At 55.0% G+C, this 15,843-nt stretch carries 17 protein-coding genes; 10 read left to right on the plus strand and 7 right to left on the minus strand.

The window, feature by feature from the left end; all coding sequences use genetic code 11:
- Window positions 1-29 precede the first annotated feature (29 nt).
- From AC27IT_RS14365 to AC27IT_RS14390, 6 genes are all read left to right on the plus strand, one after another.
- Window positions 30-959 carry a DNA-3-methyladenine glycosylase family protein gene (locus AC27IT_RS14365; RefSeq protein WP_283858733.1) on the plus strand — a complete coding sequence of 310 codons (930 nt, stop codon included), beginning with the start codon at window positions 30-32 and terminating at the stop codon, window positions 957-959.
- A 117-nt stretch (window positions 960-1,076) separates the two neighbouring features.
- On the plus strand, window positions 1,077-2,432 hold the full coding sequence (gene brnQ / locus AC27IT_RS14370) for a branched-chain amino acid transport system II carrier protein (protein ID WP_005830027.1): 1,356 nt from the start codon (window positions 1,077-1,079) through the stop codon (window positions 2,430-2,432).
- Window positions 2,433-2,654: 222 nt separating this feature from the next.
- Complete coding sequence (locus tag AC27IT_RS14375) at window positions 2,655-3,350, plus strand: response regulator transcription factor (RefSeq protein WP_005830029.1); 696 nt, start codon at window positions 2,655-2,657, stop codon at window positions 3,348-3,350.
- Entirely contained in the window at window positions 3,350-4,801 is a 1,452-nt protein-coding gene (locus tag AC27IT_RS14380; protein ID WP_007779486.1) for a sensor histidine kinase, read from the plus strand. Before AC27IT_RS14375 ends, AC27IT_RS14380 begins: the two co-directional genes overlap by 1 nt.
- 152 nt (window positions 4,802-4,953) lie before the next feature.
- A complete protein-coding gene (locus tag AC27IT_RS14385) occupies window positions 4,954-5,349 on the plus strand; it encodes a hypothetical protein (protein WP_487091862.1) in 396 nt (131 codons plus the stop codon).
- Between the two features lie 579 nt (window positions 5,350-5,928).
- Window positions 5,929-6,945, plus strand: a complete 1,017-nt coding sequence (locus AC27IT_RS14390; RefSeq protein ID WP_005830033.1) for a S66 family peptidase — start codon at window positions 5,929-5,931, stop codon at window positions 6,943-6,945.
- A gap of 188 nt (window positions 6,946-7,133) precedes the next feature.
- Here the strand turns inward: AC27IT_RS14390 and AC27IT_RS14395 are convergent, their stop codons facing one another.
- The 3 genes from AC27IT_RS14395 to AC27IT_RS14405 all read right to left on the minus strand — a co-directional run bounded on the left by AC27IT_RS14395 (window position 7,134) and on the right by AC27IT_RS14405 (window position 9,162).
- Window positions 7,134-8,042: a DMT family transporter gene (locus AC27IT_RS14395; protein WP_283858734.1), complete on the minus strand. Its 909-nt coding sequence runs from the start codon at window positions 8,040-8,042 to the stop codon at window positions 7,134-7,136.
- Between the two features lie 143 nt (window positions 8,043-8,185).
- Window positions 8,186-8,710, minus strand: coding sequence for a GNAT family N-acetyltransferase (locus AC27IT_RS14400; protein WP_283858735.1), 525 nt, complete (start codon window positions 8,708-8,710; stop codon window positions 8,186-8,188).
- On the minus strand, window positions 8,707-9,162 hold the full coding sequence (locus AC27IT_RS14405) for a DinB family protein (RefSeq protein WP_431809392.1): 456 nt from the start codon (window positions 9,160-9,162) through the stop codon (window positions 8,707-8,709). The genes AC27IT_RS14400 and AC27IT_RS14405 overlap by 4 nt, the downstream gene beginning before the upstream one ends.
- A gap of 153 nt (window positions 9,163-9,315) precedes the next feature.
- On the opposite strand from AC27IT_RS14405, the gene AC27IT_RS14410 reads away from it, so the two are divergent.
- Window positions 9,316-9,726 carry an acyl-CoA thioesterase gene (locus tag AC27IT_RS14410; RefSeq protein WP_005830039.1) on the plus strand — a complete coding sequence of 137 codons (411 nt, stop codon included), beginning with the start codon at window positions 9,316-9,318 and terminating at the stop codon, window positions 9,724-9,726.
- A 59-nt stretch (window positions 9,727-9,785) separates the two neighbouring features.
- Here AC27IT_RS14410 and AC27IT_RS14415 read toward each other — a convergent pair whose 3' ends face one another.
- Window positions 9,786-10,286 (minus strand): hypothetical protein, encoded by a 501-nt coding sequence (locus AC27IT_RS14415; protein WP_025845431.1) that lies wholly within the window; start codon window positions 10,284-10,286, stop codon window positions 9,786-9,788.
- Between the two features lie 139 nt (window positions 10,287-10,425).
- Here AC27IT_RS14415 and AC27IT_RS14420 point away from each other — a divergent pair, with 139 nt between their 5' ends.
- Window positions 10,426-11,139: an HAD family hydrolase gene (locus AC27IT_RS14420; protein ID WP_487091878.1), complete on the plus strand. Its 714-nt coding sequence runs from the start codon at window positions 10,426-10,428 to the stop codon at window positions 11,137-11,139.
- Between the two features lie 313 nt (window positions 11,140-11,452).
- Here AC27IT_RS14420 and AC27IT_RS14425 read toward each other — a convergent pair whose 3' ends face one another.
- The 3 genes from AC27IT_RS14425 to AC27IT_RS14435 are packed head-to-tail and all read right to left on the minus strand — an operon-like array spanning window position 11,453 to window position 13,219.
- Window positions 11,453-11,626 carry a hypothetical protein gene (locus tag AC27IT_RS14425; protein ID WP_309478855.1) on the minus strand — a complete coding sequence of 58 codons (174 nt, stop codon included), beginning with the start codon at window positions 11,624-11,626 and terminating at the stop codon, window positions 11,453-11,455.
- Complete coding sequence (locus AC27IT_RS14430; protein WP_005830045.1) at window positions 11,619-12,536, minus strand: ABC transporter ATP-binding protein; 918 nt, start codon at window positions 12,534-12,536, stop codon at window positions 11,619-11,621. The genes AC27IT_RS14425 and AC27IT_RS14430 overlap by 8 nt, the downstream gene beginning before the upstream one ends.
- Window positions 12,536-13,219, minus strand: a complete 684-nt coding sequence (locus tag AC27IT_RS14435; RefSeq protein WP_007779505.1) for an ABC transporter permease — start codon at window positions 13,217-13,219, stop codon at window positions 12,536-12,538. Before AC27IT_RS14435 ends, AC27IT_RS14430 begins: the two co-directional genes overlap by 1 nt.
- Before the next feature lie 137 nt (window positions 13,220-13,356).
- On the opposite strand from AC27IT_RS14435, the gene AC27IT_RS14440 reads away from it, so the two are divergent.
- Both AC27IT_RS14440 and AC27IT_RS14445 read left to right on the plus strand, forming a co-directional pair.
- A complete protein-coding gene (locus tag AC27IT_RS14440) occupies window positions 13,357-14,079 on the plus strand; it encodes a response regulator transcription factor (protein WP_005830049.1) in 723 nt (240 codons plus the stop codon).
- Entirely contained in the window at window positions 14,076-15,833 is a 1,758-nt protein-coding gene (locus tag AC27IT_RS14445) for a sensor histidine kinase (protein ID WP_340673591.1), read from the plus strand. Before AC27IT_RS14440 ends, AC27IT_RS14445 begins: the two co-directional genes overlap by 4 nt.
- The last annotated feature ends 10 nt before the right edge of the window (window positions 15,834-15,843 follow it).

The raw sequence follows: 15,843 nt of genomic DNA on the forward strand, positions 1-15,843 counted from the left end.
TTCCTTTAGGGAGAAAGGGGCCGTTTTTCGTGCGTACATTCACCATTCCACTGACACCTCCGTATTCTTTCGAGCGTCTGCTGCAGCGCCTGCAAACCCATCCTGATCCGCAACTGGAAGTACAGCCGGAACACAACATGCTGCGGCGCATTTTTCGGGTCGGGACGCGCCCGGTGTTGACGCGCGTACAATTTGTCGGCGAGCTTGAACAGCCTGCCCTGAAAATCGAGACGGCCTCTGCCTTGTCTGCGGCGGAGCAGCGCGAGCTGGAACGGACGATTCGTCACGTTTTCAGCGCAGACCTCGACCTTTTGCCGATTTACGAGCAGATGAGAGAAGAGCCGGAGCTGGCTGTGCTTGTCGATCGCTTTTCCGGCCTGCGGCTGATGCACGACTCTGATCTGTTTCAGTCGATGGTCAAGACGATAATTGGTCAGCAAATTAATTTAACCTTTGCGGCGAATCTGACCCAGCGTTTGCTGACGCTGGCTGGCGAAGAGGTGGCAGACGAGCAAGGCGTGAAATTTCTCGCGTTTCCGACTGCGGAGGACGTCGCGCGGCTGTCGACCGAAGACTTGCGCCCGTTGCAGTTCAGCCAGCGAAAAGCCGAGTATATCATTGACTACGCGCGTGCGATTGTGGACGGAAAGGTTGATTTGGAGCGGCTGTGGGCGATGGAGGACGAGGAGATTATCGCGCATTTGACTACCCTGCGCGGCATTGGCCGCTGGACGGTCGAGTGCCTGCTGATGTTCGGAATGGGCCGCCCTAATTTGCTGCCGGCAGCGGACATCGGGCTGCGCAACGGGATCGCGCTCGTGTACAAAATGGACAACAAGCCGGACGAGCGAGAAATTCGCCGGATAGGAGAGCGCTGGGCGCCATGGCGCAGCATTTACTCTCTCTACATTTGGGAAGCGGTGGGAGCGGTGAAGCGAAAAGAGGTTTGGGAGGAGTAGCTCCCTTGTTTGCCAAAAATTCTTTACTTTTCAACAAATCGACTGTTGAAAAGTGAAGAAATATTAAGTTATACTAATGGAAATTTTATTAAAATAATAAATATAGAGAGGGACAACATGAGAGAGCTTTCAACGAGAGAAATCATTACTGTCGGTCTTATGCTTTTTGCCCTGTTCTTCGGAGCAGGAAACATGATTTTCCCGCCAGCGCTGGGACAGGCAGCGGGTGAAAATGTGTGGATCGCGATGCTCGGTTTTATCGTCACGGGCGTAGGCTTGCCGCTTCTTGGCGTCATCGCCGTCGGGTTGGGCGGCGGCAATTTGCAAACGTTGGCGGGGAGAGTGCATCCCGTTTTTGCCACGGTGTTTACGTTTATCGTGTACTTGTCGATCGGGCCGTTCATGGCGATTCCGCGCACGGGTACCGTTACGTATGAAATGGGTGTCCTGCCGTTTTTGTCTGAGACGATGAAGGACAGCTCGCTTCCTCTGTTCGTTACAACGATTGTTTACTTTGCCCTCACTTTCTGGCTGGCGCTCAATCCGAGCAAGCTGGTCGACCGGATCGGCAAAGTATTGACTCCTGCCCTGCTTGTCATTATCGGCGTCATGTTTTTCACATCCCTGGCTCAGCCGATTGGCGAGGTTGGACCGCCGACAGGCGACTACCAGCACGCAGCGTTTTTCAAAGGGTTTGTCGAAGGCTACCTGACCTTGGATGCGCTCGCCGCGATGGTGTTCGGGATCGTCGTGACTGCCGCCGTGCGGGAAAAAGGCATTACCGATCCGAGAAAGCTGACCTGGTCGACGATCAAGGCAGCGGTGATTGCGGCAATCGGCCTGGGGCTTGTCTATTTGGCGCTCGGCTATATGGGAGCAACGAGCCACTCGCTGGGACAGTCCGCTAACGGCGGACAAATTTTGACTGGCGCAGTCCTGCATCTGTTTGGTCCGCTCGGCACGCTGCTGCTTGGCGGGGCGGTCACGCTCGCTTGCCTGACGACCTCTGTCGGTCTGGTTACCGCATGCAGCCGCTTTTTCTCCGAGCGTATTCCGGGCGCTTCCTACAAGATGATGGCGGTGATTTTGAGCGTGTTCAGTGCGGCTGTCGCTAACGTAGGGCTTACGCAACTGATTGCCATTTCCGTTCCGGTGCTGATGGCGATTTACCCGCTGGCGATCGTGCTGATGCTCGTGTCCTTTTTCCATCAATGGTTCAAAGGATACTCCGCAGTCTATCGCGGCGCTATCATCGCAACGGCGGTCATCAGCCTGCTGGATGGACTCGCGACGGCGGGCATCAAGATCGCAGCGCTCGCTCCGATCCTGGACCATTTGCCGCTGCACAAGGAAGGCATCGGCTGGCTGCTTCCGGCAATTGCTGGCGCGTTGCTCGGCTTCCTCTGGGGCAGCTTGCGCCCTGAACGAAAAGCAAAGCAGGAAGTGCTGGAGCAAAAGCTCGGCAAGGTGTAACATTGGCAGATTCATAAAAACAAGGAAAAAACGCGCCGCCTCGCTTGAGGTTTGGCGCGTTTTTTGGCGTGTTTTTCTTGCAGACTTCCTGCTATTCCCTGCCAGTTAGGACTTCTATCCGTCCACAACTTTTGCGATCTGTGTTACCATGGGAAAAAGCTGTAGCGTCGCAAAAACGGCACTATTTTCCCATGCCGTTCAAAGGAAGGGAGGTTGTTAGCCATGACCCAGATGAAGGTCCTCGTTGCTGATGACGATCCAAATGTACGCGAAATTATTCGCCTTTATTTTGAAAAACAACAGATTGAGCTTGTCGTCGCCAAGGATGGGAGGGAAGCTCTTGCTCTTGTAGAGACCGAACAGCCGGATGTGCTGATTCTCGATGTAATGATGCCGCAAATGGACGGCTTTGAGGCTTGTCGGGAAATTCGCAAAAAATGGGATACACCGATTATTATGCTAACCGCAAAAGATGAGGAATTTGACCGCGTGCTCGGCCTGGAGCTGGGAGCGGATGACTATGTAACCAAGCCGTTCAGCCCGCGCGAGCTGGTAGCGCGAATCAGGGCGATCATGCGCCGCCTGCAGCCGAAGCCAAAGGTGGAGGAAGACGCGCCGCGCATTTTCAGCTTCGATCAGCTCACGATCGATCTCGACAAGCGCGAGGTGATCGTCGCGGGAGAAAAGGTCAGCTTTCGCCCGAAGGAATTTGATTTGCTCGTGCAACTGGTGAAATCGCCGGGCAGCGTCTGGTCGCGCGAGCAGTTGCTGGAGCAGGTATGGGGATTCGACTACTTCGGAGATGTCCGGACGATTGATGTTCATATCAAAAAGATCAGACAACGCCTGGATAAGCTTCCTTACGAGTGCATCCACACGGTATGGGGGATCGGCTACAAGTTTGGGGTGGAATCCTGATGCTCGGTACTTCCAAAAGCATTTTCCGCCGCCTGCTGTTCAGCTTTTTGGCGACTGTTCTGGTCGGTCTGGGCATTTCCGGCATTTTGCTGTCGTTTTTCGCACGGGAGTATATTTACAACTCCAAGGAAGAAGAGCTGTTGCGGATGGCGAAGAAGGTCAACGTCGCGATTCACAACAGCAATAAAGTGAACAAGGCGCTCCTGGACAAGCTGGCGATGCTCGATGAGTCGTTCGACACGCGAATCTGGCTGTTCAATAAAGAAGGAAAAATTGTCGCGACCTCCATGAAGGACGAGGTGTTCACCGGAAAGTCGGTGGCAGTTTCGATTGCCGACAACGTGCTAAAAGGCAAAAATGCGATTTCCGAGCTGAAAATCGAAGGGCTGGAAGACCCGATGCTCTCGGTTTCCGTTCCATGGGGCGAGGGCGAAAATGTGTACGGAGGAATCATCCTGCACGCTCCCATCGAAGGGATCGAAAAAACATTCGGACAAATGCGCGAGTCGATTTTGTGGGCGACGCTGTTTGGCGTTGTGCTGTCTACCGCGATGGTTTCCTACCTGTCCTGGTCGATCTCGCGGCCGCTGCGCACGATCGAGCGGACGGCGGCGGAGATCGGCAGGGGCAACTACGCGGAGCGTGTCCAGGTAGACACGCACGATGAAATTGCCGATTTGGCGCAGACGATCAACACGATGGCAGAAAAGCTGGAAAAGGTGGAGCAGGAACGGCACCATCTGGAGCAGGTGCGCAACGATTTTCTCGCCAATGTGTCCCACGAGCTGCGCACGCCGCTCACAGCGATACAAGGCTTTTTGGAGGCGCTGCAGGACGGGCTGGTAGAGGACGAAGAGGCCCGGCAAAAATATTACGCCGTCATGTATTCGGAGACGATGCAGGTCAATCGGCTGGTCGATGACCTGATGGATTTGATGAAGCTGGAAAACAACGAGGTCAATCTCGCGAAGTTCCCTGTCGATGTCGCAGAGGTGATGAATCGGGTCGCTTTTTCCTTCCGCCAGGAGGCCGAGGAAAAAGGGCTTCAGCTCACAGTCGAGGTCGAGGAGGAACTGCCGCGCATTTATGCGGACAAGGATCGGGTGGCGCAAATTTTGAAAAACCTGGTGAAAAATGCGCTCAAGTTCACGGCAGCAGGCGAAATCCGGATGACGGCCAAACTGCAGGACCCATGGGTGTGCATCCAGGTGCAGGATACGGGCATGGGCATTGGCGCAGACGATCTGAACCGGATTTGGGAGCGGTTTTTCAAGGTGGATCGCGGCCGCTCGAAAAACAACAAAGGCACAGGTCTTGGCCTTGCCATCGTCAAAGAGTTGGTCGAGCTGCACGATGGCAAGTGCAGCGTGGAAAGCGTGCCGGGACAAGGAAGCACATTTACCATCCTGCTGCCGAAAATGACGGCGCCGCCCGCGAAACAATCGTCATGACCCAAAGCTTGGCTGGCGTCATGGTCATACTTTTTTCATAATTGGATCATGAAATTCTCCTATTCTCCTTACAGAATGGTTATCTTTGCCCGTTACGATGTACTTGTGACGGCGAGAAGGTCACGAAAGCCAAGGATGAAAGGAGAATGAACATGAATAAAAAATGGTTTTCCATTGCAACTGTCGCATTGCTCCTGTCTGGAAGCCTGGTAGCCTGCTCCAGCACAACAGGGACGCCTGAACCAGCGACGCAGCAAGAGGGCACAAGCCAAACGACACCGGCTTCTTCTGATAATGGACAATCAACCGACAGCTCGGTTTCGCAAGATCAATCGACGCCAGATGCATCGGCAAACAGCTCCGATACCACAGGCGGTTCGGACAGCACAGGCACCTCTTCTGATGCCCCGGCAAGCGCTGATGCACCAGCCAGTGACAGCAGTTCAGACAGCAAGTCTGACGCATCGTCTGGCACAACTGGTTCGACTGGAACGGAAAACAGCGGATCTGCCGATCAGTCGACTTCGACTGACGCGAGCAAGCAGTAACGATTCGCCAACTGGAAACACGTTTGTTAACGTTTGTTGAAACTCCTCTACTTCCCTCCCGTTTTATATATATTTGGCGGCTATAGGCCGTCTTTTTTTTGCTTTTTTCTGATCGGGGCGTTTGTGTGAAAAGATGTTGCAATTGGAATTTTTGTTGAATTTATTGTAAAGTGGGGGTAGTTTTCAACAGGGGGCGGGGAATGCGTTGGTGCTGTGAGCGCATGGGATGTAAGCTTCGTGATTTTCGGTTTCAAATGCATGGAATGTTGGGGAAGGCCGGGTTTTGCTACGTTGCCCGGGTTATGTTTGGCGGGTCATGTCATGTTTCGCAGGCCCACAAGCTCTAGTCAGGCTACGCTAGCCCAAGTCAGGCAACGTAAACGCCTGTCAGGTTACGCAAGCCCGAGTCAGGCAACGTGAGTCCAAGTAAGGTTACGCAAGCCCAAGTTAGGCAACGCAAGCTCAAGTGATGTTGGCGTAGGCCCATGCCTACTCTCTGGCTTCTCATCGAGCAATGCGCTTTTGCAATAGCGCGGCTGACAAGCAAGACAAAAAACGGTTTGGCGGGAGGAAACTGTCGTGATTACATATCCGTCTTTGAAAAAAGGAAGTACGATCGGGGTTACTGCTCCGTCCTCAGGGGTGCCGGGCGAATTGCATGAGCTGCTCAAGCTCGCCTGCAGGCGGATGGAGGAGCGCGGCTACCAGACCGTGTGCAAGGACACAGCCTGGACGCAGCAAAAAGCCAAGTCTGCGGAGGCAAAAGTCCGTGCGGCCGAGTTTAACGCATTGCTCCGCGACGACAGCATTGATCTGATTATCCCGCCGTGGGGCGGCGAGCTGCTGATTGAAATTCTTGAGTACCTTGATTTCGAAGCCTTACCTGCCAAATGGGTGCTCGGCTACTCCGATGTCAGCCTGCTGCTTTTTGTCATTACACTGAAAACGGGCCTGGCAACCGCGCACGGAGCCAACCTGATCGATTTGCGCGGAACGTCCATGGATGAGACGACAGCCAAGTGGGAGGCGGTGCTTTCGACTGGGGCAGGCGAGCAGGTTGTGCAGGAGGCATCGGCTCTCTACCAGGCGCAATGGCAGCATGACAAGCCCACTCCGGTTGTTTTTCACCTCACAGAGCCGACCCGCTGGAAATCGACTGAAGCCGCACCGCTAAAACTGACAGGACGGCTGCTTGGCGGCTGCATTGACGTCATCCGCCACGTCGTCGGGACGCCTTACGGAGATGTCCGGCGGTTTCAACGAGAGCGGATTCAGAACGAACCGATCGTCTGGTACCTGGAAAATTGCGAGCTGTCGACTGCCGATTTGCGCAGGTCGCTTGTACAGATGAAGTTGGCAGGCTGGTTCGAGCATTGCGCCGGGATCATGTTTGGGCGCAGCGCAGCGAATCAACCCGTAGACGGCTATACAGCAGAAGATGTATATCAGGAGCTGGCCGCAGAGCTGCGGGTACCGATCCTGTACGACATCGACTGTGGGCATGTGCCTCCGCAGATGACGTTTGTAAACGGAGCGCGCGCCGAGATCGACATGACCGGGGAAAGGCCGCGGGTGACGCAGACTTTTTGTCCGTAGTGGTGGGCTAGATAGTGGCATATAGAGAAGGACAGCAGGAAGTCTGCTGTCCTTTTTTCGAGTAGGCGATACGAGTTTGTAAACGTTCGTTCGCGCTGTGTAGGGACAAGGGGGACGAAGGGCTTCGCGTAAAAATGGATGAAGCCATGTTTACTCAAGCTCGTAACGGTCTTACCCGTCTGAAAACGTCAATTGCTTTCCGACGATTCGCGCTTGTGCAGATTCGACAGGGCTACGCCGAGAAAAATAAAGGCCGCTCCGACGAAAAAGCTGACGCCCAGGTGCTCGTGCAGCAGAAGCCAGCCCAGAAATGCGCCGACGATCGGCTGGACGAAGAAGAAACCTGCCCCACTGCCCGCCTGCATCAGTTCGAAGCCTTTGTTCCACAGGTAAAACGCCCCGGCTGTCGAGATGAGTCCGATGTACAGCACACCGGCCCAAATCTCCCAGCCAAACTGCCAGGAGACAGGCGTGACAGACAGTTCCCAGACCATGACAGGGCTGGTGAAGACGAGACCAAACAAGGCCACGTACGTTGTGACGAGCAGAGAGGAATAACGCTGCGTCGCTTTTTTGCTGAGGACGGTGTAAAGCCCCCAGCTTACCGCTGCCACGAGCAGAATCAGGTTGCCTGTCAGAGACGACTGGGCGTCCGCCTGGTCCGGCACGCCGATGACGATGATGACGCCCACGGTTGCAAGCAAAATGCCTGTTGCCTGATTGAAGTGGATTTTCTCTTTGAGCAGCCAAACCGCGAAAATGGCGATAAAAGCAGGGGAAGCGGAAGTAATCAGCGCGCCCATATGCGCGGTCGAGAGCTTCGTGCCGAGAAATTGCGCCGCGATTGAGATGGTGACCCCGACAAAGGCAATGGTCATCAGCAGCGGATAATCTTTTTTCAGGACGGTTTCTCTGCGAGCGAGAGCGAAAGCCCCCAAAACGATCAGCGCGATGCCGAAGCGCAAGATCAAAAGCGTAAACGGCGGAATGACGTCCAGCACGACTTTGCTCACGACGTAGACGCCACCCCAAATTGCGGCAGCGAGAGTCAGGCAAATGGCGCCGAGTAACGATTGCTTCCATTGTGAATGCGACATGAATAGTCCCTCCCGGAATGAATCTGAATGGTACAGTCAGGCTTGTTAGCCGGGAGGCCGTTAGAAAAACCGCTTCCTCACCGACTAGGCGAGGACAGGTACATCACATTCGAACAGGCGACGCTTCATTGCGGTTCACCTCCTTATGGCTCAGATGGGGAGTCAAGCCATTTTGCGACCAAAAGCACTGGCTGCGTCAGCAGTCCAACGGGCGCTTCCACCTGGCGATACTGTTCGTAGCCGAGCCTGCCCCAAAAGCGCAGAGCGGACTCATTATGCGCGATGACTCCATGATGGATGTGCCGGGTGCCGTGTACGGCGCAGAAGCTCTCGAACAGCTTCACCGCTTCTTTACCCAGTCCTTTTTTCTGCCAGGAAGCGTGCAAGACGAGCAGGCTGATCCAGCTTTTCGGCTCGCTATCGCTTGCGAGGACGACGTGCATCACGCCAACGGGTGTCCCTTCTACGGCCAAAAGCAGCCAATATCCCTGGGGAATGGCAAGCGTCGAATCGTACTCCGCTTCCAGCTCGCTGAGAGTCATGGTGCTGACGTTGTGGCGCAGCAGGTTGTACCCGGGGTTGCTGTTGTACAACTCCAGCACAAACGGCAGCTCTGCGCGCTGCAATTCGCGGATGGCGAGCCTTTCCCCGGTGAGCTTCAGTGTCATTTGGTCCCTCCGTATTTGCGAATCAGCCCGATCTGTCCGCCGTGATAGCCCATGTGGTAGATCAGGCGTCCGAGTGCCTGACGGGGAGTCAGGATGCCGATTGGAGCTTCGCACGGAACATCCCATGCTTCGGGCGGCAGCGCAGCGAGAGAGTCGACCAGATGGCGGTACGAGGCTTCACAGATGGCGAGAAGCGCAGCCAGATCGGTGAAGTTCCCTTCGTCTTTGACCGGGCCGATGGTGCTCAACGAGACGTCGGAAGGGAGTGGACGCTGAAAAAACATCAGACAGAACCGATACTCGACTTCGGCGATATGGCGAATCAAAAAGCCGATGGAATTAGAGCCCGGGGCGAGCTTTAAGGGAAGCTCGTCAGCCTGCAGATTGGCCAGCGCGTCCATGTAACGGGAGCGGGCCGTTTGCAGCGAAGGCAGCAGTTCCTGCTCAAACATCCAACCATCCTTTCCAGATCGCTTGTTCTTTTCTTTTATTATAGGAGAAACAGAGGGAAAGACCAGCAGAATCGTTCGGAATATTTTGAATGAATATTCACTCAGTTACTGATATTCGTTATACTGGAAGAAACAGTCCAAGGAGTGAGAGAGATGGCCCATCGCTTTGCGTTTACCGTGCAATCTACGGATATTGATGTCATCGGTCATGTGAACAATGCCAAATATTTGGAGTACATGGAGTGGGCGAGGTTTGACTGGATCTGGCAACTGGGATTTACGCTCGATGAATTGAAGCGGCGGGCCGTAATGCCTGTGGTTGTCAATATCAATATCAACTATCGAAAAGAGTTGCATATGCGCGAAGAGGTGTACGCGCTTACGACTGCGCTGCGGGTTGGAGAAAAAAGCTTCGTGATTCGCCATGAGCTGTACAACAGCGAGGACGTGCTGGCCGCAGACGCCGATGTCACAATGGTCATGATCGATGCGAACACGAGACGGTCGGTCGCGCTGCCGGATGAATTGAAAGCCGCGTTGGAAAAAGAGCTGGCAGCCACATAACCTTCGATGCAATGGGGGCAATGGACGATGGTCACTTGCCTCCTGCCTTGCCTGCACGCTTACTTGCGCAGTTGGTCGAGGCGAAACGCATTCCACTCCAGCGCACGCAGGGCAAGCGTTTCCAGCACGCGTTCGTGGCGGTCCTGGCCGTCTTTGACATCTGCCATGTCCTGTTTGAGCAGGGCGACGTCTTGTTTTAGTTCAGCCACGTCCTGTTTGAGCACGTTGACATCTTGCTTTAACTCGGCAACATCCTGCTTGAGTACGGCCACCTCATGCTTCAACTCAGCCACGTCCTGCTTGAGCACAGCTACATCATGCTTCAGCTCAGCCACGTCCTGCTTGAGCACAGCTACATCATGCTTCAACTCAGCCACGTCCTGCTTGAGCACAGCTACATCATGCTTCAGCTCAGCGACCTCACCTTTAAGCTGATGCACCTCCATCGTTAAAGCTTCCAGCTTGGCGTCTGTCTCGTCCTGCCTGTCCAAAATGGCGCGCGTAACCAAACGAAGCTCATTCATTCCTTCCAGCAGTTGGTCGATTTTTTCTTCTGACATACCGTCAGCCTCCTTTTTCGTAAAATGTGCCAAAATTGTTATGGTGACGCCGATAATCCGTTACAATGATCTTAGCAAAAGACAGCGGCTCACGCAGATATTTTTTAGAGGAAAAATGGAGGAAAACAGGGAAGAGGAAGTGACCATCTTGTCTCGATTCAGCACGATATTGTTTGATCTCGACGATACGCTGTTTGATTTTTCTGCTTGCTGGGAAAAAGGGATGCAGCAGACGATTGCCACACATGCACTCACGACTGACCTGGACGGCGCGGAGCTGCTTGCGGCGTTGCGCCGCCACGGAGACGATCTGTGGGTGGATGTTATAGCGAAAAAGTACGATTTTACGCAGTATCGCCAGTTGCGCCTGCAGAGGGCCATGGCCGACTTAAACCGCATGATCGCAGTAGAAGAGGCTGACGATTTCCAGCGGACTTACCAGGCGGCTTGCCTCGAGGCCGTCCAGCCTGATCCGGCTGTGCAGGCTGTCATCGCGAAGCTGGCAGAGGAGCATAAGCTTGGCATCGTCACCAATGGTCCGGTAGACATGGCGTTTATCAAGCTGGAGCGTTTGGGGCTGTCTGCTTACTTCCCGCAAGAGCGGGTGGTGATTTCCGAGCTGCTCGGCTACCATAAGCCGGACCCGCGGATTTATGCGGCGGCGCAAGAGCGATTCGACGTGGCGAGCAGCGAGGTGCTGTTTGTTGGCGATACATGGGAAGCGGATGTGGCAGGAGCTATTGATGCGGGGTTTTCCGCTGTCTGGCTGAATCCACGTGGGAAAAAGGCCACTTCTGCTCATCAGCCGCTGGCCGTTATCGAACGGCTGGAGCAGTTGCCAGCGTATTTGTAGTGTGGAGTTGTGACAGTAGCGTCGGACCGCAGCAGTAGCCAGTAGTAAACTTGTGCCAGCAGCGCCAGCCACAGCAGTAGCCAGTAGTAAACTTGCGACAGCAGCGACGGGCTGCAGCAGTAGCCTGTAGTAAAACTTACGACAGATCGACGGCCCACAACAGTAGCTATACTCACTCGTAGCCAGCATTTACACCCCCCATCAACAACCTCCCCCAAAAAGACAGCTCTTTCCTTCCGCCAACGAAATCGCCACCCTGCCAACCGCAGCTTGCGCGTGTTTTCGCTACAGCCGGGTCAAGAGCTGTCTTTTTCTATTCCCCTCGCCGCGCAGCTTTCCGCTCGCTCCACCGCTTTGCCGCCCAGGCCAGATTGACCGCGAGCAGCCCGCAGACGATATACATCGAAACAGTCCACTCGCCATTTCCAAATATCAGCCGATACGCCAACACTGTCGCCAGAATCAACGTAAAAAATCCACTAGACATCCCCATCCTCCTGCATAAATATTTTTTCCAGAGAGGGCACATCGACGTTCACGCCGTAAATGTCCACACGCGCTTGCACGAGGGCGCGCACCAATGCGGCCACCTTTTGCTCCTCATCTACCTGAAGCTGGAAGCGGCCTTCTCCCCAACGGATGTTGCGGCCCAGCGACTCGACAAAGGCGCGCAGCGCGGCTTGTTCTTCTGCGGAAAAGGCGGAGTGGCGCACCTGGACCTGCCGCCAGGCTTGCTGGGCTGCCTGCAGTTCGGTGAGGCTGCCTTCTGAAGCGATCTTGCCGCTTTTCATAATCGCGATGCGGGTGCAAATTTTCTCTACCTCGTGCAAGTTGTGCGAGGTCATGAAAATCGTTTTGCCTTGCTGATGCAAGCGCAACAGCAGCTCCTGAATGTGCAGGGCTGACTCGACGTCAACGCCGGAGGTCGGCTCGTCGAGGAACAAAATCTCCGGGTCGCCGACCATTGCCTGGGCAATGCCCAGCTTCTTTTTCATCCCGAAGGAAAACGTTTTGGCTTTGCGCGCAGCGTGTTCGCCAAGCTCTACGGCGTCGAGGATGCGCATGCAGTCCTCATGCGTCAGTCCAACTTTTTTGACGCGGGCGAAATAGCGCAGGTGATCCGCAGCAGACAGAGAGTCGTAAAAGGTGGAATAATCGGGCAACACGCCAATGCGTCGCTTCCAGTCTTCCGTCTGGACATCGTGGCCGAACATCCGGATACGGCCCGAGCTCGGGCGGATGATGCCTGTCAGCATGTTGATAAACGTAGACTTCCCCGCCCCGTTTCTCCCCAGAAACCCGAAAATTTCTCCGCCTCGCACGGATAAGCTCACCTGATCGACAACGGTGCGATCGCCGAAGCGTTTGCTCAATTGCAGCGTTTCAATGACGGCCATCAACAATCCCTCCTTTGGAACAAGTACATGGAAGCGCCGAGAAACAGAGCGGCATAGAGCCAGATAAACCCGATCCAGGCGCCGCCTTTTTCCATAAACACAAACGGGGTCAAATAGGCGATCCACTGAGCGGCCGGATGGTCGGAGAAGGTGCTCCACAATCCGAGTCCAGGCAGAAGCATCGCTGCGACGATGCCGAGAAACATTGTGTAGCTCGGCCGAGGGACCACAAGCGAGAGCAAAAGCGCCAGCGAGATGCAATAGACGAGCAGCGACAGGCACTGCCAAAAGGTTTTGCCGTCAAACGTATGGACAGTGACCAGCACCACGCCGAACGTAATCGCAAGACAGCTCAGCCAGAAGCAGACGACCCCGAGAAATTTCCCGAGGACAATCTGGTTCCGGGACGTGCGCGTGACGAGAAACCGCATCGTCCGCCCCGCCAGCTCGCGGTTGATGACGTCATGGGACAAGCTGAATACGAACAGCGGTCCAAGGAGCATAATCAGTGTAAAAATACCGAGGGCGTGCCCCTGCGCCAGATCCTGTGCCGGGACAAAAGCCGCCGCCCGATTGACCAGATCGGAAACCCAATACGATACGCCGACGATAAAGGCGATCGTAATCAATGACTTGATGCTTTTAAACAATCGAACATATTCGTGCCTGCAAATAGCCCACATAAGCGTGATCGCTCCTTTCCCTTTCAGCATAAGCGACGAATCTTTCCTGTACGAAACCGCAACCTTACCATTACCTTATCTTTTTCGTAGCCGCCCCTCGCCCGTGATATGATGAAGGAGAAAAAGGGAGTGAGAACGTGGAAAAAGAAGCGAAAATCTTGCTGGTAGACGACGAGGAAGCGATTTTGCACATGCTGAAAACGGTGCTGCAAAAAGAAGGCTTCGTTTACATAGATACGTGCACGCGAGCAGAGCAGGCGTTGCGATTGGTAGAGGAGCGCCGCTATGATTTGCTGATTCTCGATGTGATGCTGCCGGACAAAAACGGCTTCGAGCTATGCTCCGCCGTTCGCCAGCGCACGAAGGCGCCGATTTTTTTCCTGACGGCGAAAGGAACGGATTTTGACAAGCTGAGCGGCTTTGCCCACGGGGCTGACGATTATATTACGAAGCCGTTTCACCCGCTTGAGGTCGTCGCCCGGATGAAGGCCCACCTGCGCCGGACAATGGGAATGGCCGCTCCTGCCGCACCCCCGGAGCCAAAAATTTACGACTTCGGCCGTTTCCAGGTCAATGCGGATGCTGCCGAGCTGATCGTAGGCGGCGAGCAGGTGGACTGCCCGGCGCAGGTGTTTTCCTTGCTCGTGTTTTTTTGCCAGCATCCAAACCGCGTGTTCACCAAAGAGCAAATATACGATCACGTCTGGAAGGACGAGTACGGATTGTTTGATGAAAATACAGTGATGGTGCACATCCACAAGCTCCGCCAGCGAATCGAGGAAAATCCGGGACAGCCCAAGTATTTGCTTACTGTAAGAGGGTTGGGCTACAAGCTGGTGACGCCAGGGAGACAGGCATGAACCTGCGCAAAAAACTGATTCTGCAATACGTCCGCCAGTTTTTCGGCTTTTTGCTGGTGCTGCTCCTGTGCCTGATCGTGTCGCTGGTTCTTTTGGGCATTCGGCTGATGAACGAGGAGATGGAGGCAGACTTGTCGCGCCTGGTGGCTTCCGACCTGCAAATGCAGCTTGAATACGAGCAGGGAAAAGTCAGCGTCAACGACCGGGTACGAAAAAGTGTCGACAGCCACAACGGCTGGCTGCAAATCATCGACCGCAACGGCAAGCTGCTGTACGCGTACCGCACGCCGGACAATGTTCCGCAGGAGTACGAGCCTGGAGAGTGGATCGCGCAGGCGCAAAATGACGAGAGCGCTCTCTACCACGTGAAGCATTGGGTAGTGGATCTGCCGGAGGCAAACACAAACAAAAAAGCAATCGTGTTGTACGGAGCACCCGCGCCGGAAAATGCCTTGATGGCAAAACTGCTCGCAGCGAAGCCTGCCAACGGTGCGGCTGTCCCGGCCGAGCTGGCGCAGAGCTTTTCCCGGGAAAAGGCGTGGTACGCCGTCTATGATCGGCAAGGGCGGCTCAGCGGACAGTACAACGCGCCACAGATGGCCGAGCAACTCGACTTGATCCAACTGTTGCAGATGGAAAACGAAAACAGAAATACTCCGGACTTTACCGTCAGCCGTTACGACAAGGAGAGCGGGCTTACGTACGTAGTCGGTATGGCGAATCCGTGGTACCGTCCCGGAGCTGCCGCAGAGTCTGTCGACAGCATGATCGCGGACACCTTTTGGCAGGTGGGGATTATCCTGATCGTGTCCGTGCTGTTCGCAGGCAGTTGGTATGCGCTGCGCATCGGGAAGCCGCTGTTGCACATGGTGAACTGGCTGGGCAATCTGGCGCAGGGGCGCTATGCAGAGCCGACAGGAAAAAACGGACGGCGTGTCGGGACGACGCGAAAAGGGAAGCGCAAGAAGTCGTTTGCCGTCTTTCAGGACATTTTTGACGCGCTGGCGAAGCTCAGCCATACGCTGCAGGCGAATAAGGAACGGCAAAAGGACGTGGAGAGGACGCGCGAGGAATGGATATCCGGGCTTTCCCACGACCTGAAGACGCCGCTCAGCTCGATTTTCGGCTATGCGACGATGCTGGAGTCGGAGCAGTACGAGTGGGGCAGAGGGGAAGTCAGCCAGTTTGGCCGGACGATCCGGGAAAAGGCAGACTACATGAACGGCCTGATTGAAGACTTGAACCTGACGTACCGCCTGAAAAACCATGCGCTGTCCATGGTCAAGGAACCCGTCCCGGTCGTGGAGGCGATCCGTCGCATTACGGCTGACCTGGTCAACGAGCCGGACGCAGCCGGGCACGATATCGGGTTTGAGGCGCGCGAGGAAAAAATAGTCGCGATGGTCGATCCGAAATGGTTTTCGCGAATCATCATCAACATCTTGACGAATGCGATCCGGCATACGCCGAAAGGGACGGCTGTGCGCGTAGAGGTTAGCCTGGCAGCACCAGACAGCTTTGTTGTCCGGATTGCGGACAACGGCCCGGGGATGGATGAAAAAACGTTGGCAAATTTGTTCGAGCGCTATTACCGCGGAGGCCATACCGAGGAGGACACGAGCGGGACAGGATTGGGAATGGCGATTGCGAAGCAGCTCGTCATCGCGCACGGAGGGCAAATCGACGTCAAAAGCCAGCCGGGAAAAGGAACGGAGGTTGTCATGACCTTTCCGTGCCAGCCAGCCGGACAGTGAGCTGTTCTAA

The organism is Brevibacillus sp. YAE8, from assembly GCF_057543335.1.